The organism is Candidatus Atribacteria bacterium (assembly GCA_011056645.1).
Classification (GTDB): Bacteria; Atribacterota; Phoenicimicrobiia; order Phoenicimicrobiales; family Phoenicimicrobiaceae; genus Sediminicultor; species Sediminicultor quartus.
Map to the genome: position 1 here is coordinate 1 of DSEL01000029.1, position 5,472 is coordinate 5,472.

Annotated in this window: 5 protein-coding genes and 1 riboswitch; all 5 genes read right to left on the minus strand. The window is 35.4% G+C overall.

The genetic code is table 11. The features are described 5' to 3' along the window. On the minus strand, positions 1 to 877 hold an 877-nt coding region (locus ENO17_01225), incomplete at its 3' end, for an ABC transporter ATP-binding protein (GenBank protein HER23680.1). Positions 878 to 892: 15 nt separating this feature from the next. Continuing rightward, the gene (locus tag ENO17_01230; GenBank protein HER23681.1) at positions 893 to 1,720 is read right to left on the minus strand and encodes a carbohydrate ABC transporter permease; all 828 of its coding nucleotides are present in this window, start codon (positions 1,718 to 1,720) and stop codon (positions 893 to 895) included. Between the two features lie 9 nt (positions 1,721 to 1,729). Further along, entirely contained in the window at positions 1,730 to 2,608 is an 879-nt protein-coding gene (locus ENO17_01235) for a sugar ABC transporter permease (protein HER23682.1), read from the minus strand. A 126-nt stretch (positions 2,609 to 2,734) separates the two neighbouring features. Beyond that, positions 2,735 to 4,099, minus strand: coding sequence for an extracellular solute-binding protein (locus ENO17_01240; protein ID HER23683.1), 1,365 nt, complete (start codon positions 4,097 to 4,099; stop codon positions 2,735 to 2,737). A 473-nt stretch (positions 4,100 to 4,572) separates the two neighbouring features. After that, positions 4,573 to 4,680, minus strand: a riboswitch (glycine riboswitch). Positions 4,681 to 4,924: 244 nt separating this feature from the next. Further along, on the minus strand, positions 4,925 to 5,365 hold the full coding sequence (locus tag ENO17_01245; protein ID HER23684.1) for a hypothetical protein: 441 nt from the start codon (positions 5,363 to 5,365) through the stop codon (positions 4,925 to 4,927). Positions 5,366 to 5,472: the final 107 nt, after the last annotated feature.

Sequence of the window (5,472 nt, forward strand, 5' to 3'; positions counted from 1 at the left end):
CTACCGTAATGTCTTCCGGTCTGATTCCTAATACTATAACCTCTTCATTATTTACTTTTTCCCTTACTAAATCTCTTATGGGAGAAATGTCTAATTTAAACTGTAAAAAATCTAACACTGTTTTATTTTGGTTATATTTTATAGAGCAATCGAGAAGGTTCATTGGAGGGTCCCCGATAAACCCAGCTACAAACACATTTTCTGGATTCTTATAGACCTCTTTTGGGGTCCCTATCTGCATGATAACCCCTTTATCTAATATCGCAATTCTATCGGATATAGCCATGGCCTCTTTCTGGTCATGTGTAACATAGATTGCGGTTGTTTTCATCTCTTTTTGTATATGTTTTAGGAAACTTCGCGCCTCTGTTCGTAGTTTTGCATCTAAATTACTGAGCGGTTCATCGAATAGAAAAACATTTGGTTCTTGTACCATAGCTCTACCTAGAGCCACTCTTTGCTGCTGTCCACCACTGATTTGGTTGGGTTTTCTGCTTAATAGCTCCTCGGTTTGGAGATTTTTTGCTATTTCAGTAACCTTATGTATTATTTCCTTTTGGGGCTGTTTCCGAATTTTTAAAGGATAGGCTATATTGTCAAAAACGTTCATATGTGGAAAAAGTGCATAATTTTGAAATACCATACCTATATTACGATCTTTTGGTAATAATTTCTCTACATTCTTGCCTTTGATGTAAATATTACCTGATTGGGGTACCTCTAATCCGGCTATTAGTCTTAAGGTCGTAGTCTTTCCGCAACCCGAAGGACCTAATAGGGTAAATAATTCACCTTTGTTGACTTGAAAGCTAATATTATTAACCGCAACAACTTTTCCAAATTTTTTTGTAACTTTTTCAAATGCTACATCGTGCATTATAATGCCTCCTTTTTATCCTTTTAGTCCACCATGAAATCCAAAGCCAAACTTTCTATTGATAATAATATAAAGTACGATTACTGGAAGAGAATATAATAATGAATAAGCTGAAAGAAGCCCTAACAAGGGAAGACCCTCTTGGGTAAAAAAAGTGTATATTGCCACTGATACGGGATATTTGTTAACACTCCTCAGTAAAATAAAAGGCATCAAAAAACTTCCCCAGGTATTCATGAAAATATACAAGGCTATAACTACCATGCCTTGTTGAGAAAGCGGAAGAATTATTCGAAAGAATCCCTGTGAAGGGGTACTTCCAGCTACCATTGCTGCCTCTTCATAATCTTTGGGTATGGCATCAAAAAAATCTTTTATGATAAAAATACTTACTGGTAAAAATCCACCAATAAACACAAATATAACACTTAAATAAGAGTCAATTAATCCAAGTCGTAAATTTAGAACAAATAAAGGAACCATAGCTGCTATCCCAGTCACCACCGTTGAAAATAGCAACAAAGCATATAACAAAGTACTACGCCATTTAAAATCTGTCCGAGATAAGGCATAAGCAGCCAGCATAGAAGTAATAGCAACGATTACTGTGGATGAAAATGATATAATAAAGCTATTTTTAAAAGCTAACATAGCAATTTTATTTTTAAAGAGCTCTCTGAAATTATTTAAACTTGGTAAGGTTATCTTTACTGCTAAACTAGCTTTAGAACTAAATGGTGCAATTACCAGCCAAATCATAGGCAGGAGAAAGAATAATACAAGGGTAAACAAGATCAAATATATCCAAAAATTATTCCACAAATTTGTTCGTTGTTTAAACATCATATTACTTCACTTCCTTTTTAACATTTTTAAGTATATAAGAGCTAAAGTTAAGTTAATCAAAAGTATTATTGTAGATATAGCCGCTCCCTGGCCAATCCTGCATGTGCCCATAAAAGCAACTCTGTAAGTATAGATAGGTAAAATCTCTGTCATATGAGCAGGTCCACCTTTGGTGAGGATAAAAGGAGTAAATACATTAAATGTCCACAAAGTCAGCAATATAAGATCAGTTAATATTTGAGGTTTAATTAATGGTAAAATTATATCTCTAAGTTTACACCAACCTGAGGCTCCTATAACATCTGCAGTCTCAAGATAAGAAGGAGGAATCGATTGTAGCGCAGCCATAAACAAAAGCATGGAAAAAGCCGTTCCACGCCAGGTATTAAAGATTATAATAACTCCAACCGGTAGTGTATGGAACCAATTCACCCTGGCAAAACCCAATATTTCTAAAATAGAATTAAGTAAACCAAAGTCTTTGTCTAAAAAAGCTACCCAGAGATAAGCCACCACTACCCCTGGTATAATCCAGGCGATAATAACAATATTGCTGACCAATTCTTTTATGATGCCCTTTTTATTGTTCAGCAATAGAGCCAGCAATAATCCTAAACCAGCTTGTCCCACCAATGATCCAAAAACAAATTTAAAACTAATCTGAAGCGAGCTACGAAACCAGGGATCTTTAAAGGCTTTTATAAAATTATCAAACCAAACAAATTGATGATTTAGCCCAAAAATACCAGTTAATGACTCATTAGTTAGTCCTATATAAATCGCCCAAATAGCTGGAAAAATTAGAAAAACGGTAACAAAAGCTAATGCAGGTAATATAAATAAAAACGCCCTTTTTTTAGAAAGGATTATCCCACCTTCAAACATATATCTATACTACACCTCCTTAGGACTCTTTAGAGTTTGTTAAAAAAATGGTAATCGGGTTTAAAAATAAACCCGATTACCTCTAGTAACAAAAAACTTAATTAAAACTAACAAGCAAACCAAGTCCTATTTTAATTTTTCAACGTTCTCTGCTCCTACTATGGATATTACACCTTGACCATAATTTTCTAATGCCTTTTCGGGTGATACGCCCATGACAATTTCTTCGGTTAGTAATTGTGCCTGATAGGAGATTTCTGGATATTCCGGCTTAGCAGGTCTGATGGTAGTATAAGGCATTAGGGCTTCGCTGGTATCAGCAATAAATTTATTTTCTTTAACTTCAGGAAGTTCGACAAATCCTTGGTAAATCGGGGAAAATGGTTTTATATTAAATAGCTTTACCAAAACATCCGGCCTTAAAGCAGTCTTTATTAACTCAAAAGCTAAGTCAGCATTTTTAGTATTTGGATTAACCGCAAAACCTGTTCCACCAGATATACAGGCAAAGGTAGGTGTTCCCAAAGTGCCTTTTCCTGGCATAGCTGCCCAACCAATCCGTTCATCGCGATCTGGTATCGGTACACTTCCGTTCGGTGCTATTACTGATGAATAAAACCAGGTACCTTCAACTAACATAGCCATCTTTTCTTGTTGAAAGGCTTCAAAGGTTTTGTCTCGAGATTTCGCCGTTACCTGCATTTCCGCATCTCCCAGCTTCTCATCAATGTAAACTTGCTTGTAGAAGTCAACGGTATCCCTTAACATAGGACTATCTATTATCCACTTATTAGTATCCCAGTCATAAAGGCGTCCACCTGCACCCAGAAGCACCATATATAAGCCTTGCATGGTGGTAGCCTCACCCATGTCCGTGCCAGCGTTTATCTGTAGTGGGGTAACACCGGGCAGTTTTTCTTTAATGATTCGAGCTGTGGTCAGTAAGCCATCCCAGCTATAGGGCTGCCATGGAAGAGCTATACCCGCTTTTTTAAACAACTCCTTATTGTAGTAGACCATCCTAACATCTGAACCGTACATAATAGCATAGACATCGTCTTTATGACTCCCCGCTTTCTTTGCAGGAGTATAGAACTCATCCCAAATCGGCCATGCCTCAACATACTTATTTAAAGGCAGTATTAATTTTGCTTCTGCAAATTCTGGTACCCAGAATAAATCTATCCAGGCTACGTCCGGACCAATCCCACCTTTCACATCCAATACAAACTGCATCTTCCAATCTTCCGGCGCAACGCCACTTGGCAGAGCCTTTACCTCAACATCTATGCCTTTATCTTTCATATCCTTTTCAAATTGGGGAATAACGGTATCTTCAATCCATTCTGCCGACTGAGTACCCCTTCCGCCTTTTATTGAGTTGTAGGAAAATGAAATAGAAACCTTTTCAGCAAAGATGGAAGTTGACATGGCCATTAAGAAAACAGCTAATGCAATAACTAAGACCAATAACACCATAATTTTTTTCATTTTTCTTTAACCTCCTTTAACTTTCAGGTGCCATAAAACACCTTATTATTTGACTACAGCCTGACTTTCAAGAAAGATTTTATCAGCTATGTAACTAATAAAACTTTTACTAATAATTTATGGCTTCCTCTCACCTCCTTTCAGCGTTCGCATGCTCAATGCTCTTTTTCTCCAGCCATTTTACAGTTGTATGAATAGCCGCATCAAGGGTAACCGTATCTTCCGGAAAGTATTGGGATCAAGCTTCATAAATTCACAAAAATGTTATTTCTTTTCAATAACTAGTAACAAAAAGGACAGAGCAGAAAAATAATTATATTACTCTCTTCCTCTGTATTTTTACCTGAACGATTCTTACTGATTCTTACTAAAGAAATTAGGAAATAATCATTTAAAGTAAACTCTGTATGGGTTTTCCTAAAGATTAGGAATTGCCCCGTCGGTGCTTTTTAGTATAAAGCTTTCCAGAGTTCTGTCCGGTAACGGTCCATTTGCCTGAAAGTTTGGATACCTTGAGTATCTTGCCTCTTCGGCTCCTTTTCTTTTTTAGATAAAGAAAAGGTCTCTCCTATTGCTTTCATACAGGTTACAATATAAGGTTTTACAAATTTATAGAATATAAAATATTTATTTAGGTGAAATACTTCACCTATTATATATATTAAAGATACTACATAACCTTTTAAAATCCTTCTTTTTGCTAAAAAAATAAATAGTTAAATATGGGCACCTATTTTTACATAGCTTAGTTTTCCCTTTTACGAAGTCTTTCCTTTGGACATATATTTTATTTATATATTAATATCTCAAGTTTCAACCATCCAGTTAAGAACTCCTCAAATTTTTATAAAATTCAATCAATTTGTCTCTATCTTCCCGACTTTGCATCTTTATTGCAAGGTTCGTTCTATTTTCATTATTTTGATAATCAATAAAAATACGGTACTCCTGAGGCAAAAAAATTCCTAAAAAAGGATTTTTCCTTGGAGGAAAATCTATTTTTTTTACATTTGACCAGGGAATACAAAAATTCAACAGTTTATTCCGGTCTAACGATTCTCCCGGTTTTAACAAGGGAAAAAACCAATTTTCCCTAGGAAAAGTCTGAAAATAAAAAGCACTCTTAGTATAAAATAATATTCCTAAAATTGGACCGGAAAAATTCTGATAACCACTGATAAACTCTGCAAGCATTCTTTCTATAATTTTATCTCCAATATCATCTTCTTTTTTCTTCCAATACTGTTCAATATCCTTTTCGGACAATCTTTCTAAATCAACCTCCCTCGATAACAGCTTTATTATTTATGGCATAAAACCATCCCTGTTCATTGTAAGGGATATAGTTGGATATGACAAACGAAACATCAGAC

Excerpts from the sequence above, each read along its gene's own strand:
- ENO17_01230 (HER23681.1), bottom strand. The coding sequence starts at position 1,720 with ATGTTTAAACAACGAACAAATTTGTGGAATAATTTTTGGATATATTTG.
- ENO17_01235 (HER23682.1), bottom strand. The coding sequence starts at position 2,608 with ATGTTTGAAGGTGGGATAATCCTTTCTAAAAAAAGGGCGTTTTTATTT.
- ENO17_01240 (HER23683.1), bottom strand. The coding sequence starts at position 4,099 with ATGAAAAAAATTATGGTGTTATTGGTCTTAGTTATTGCATTAGCTGTT.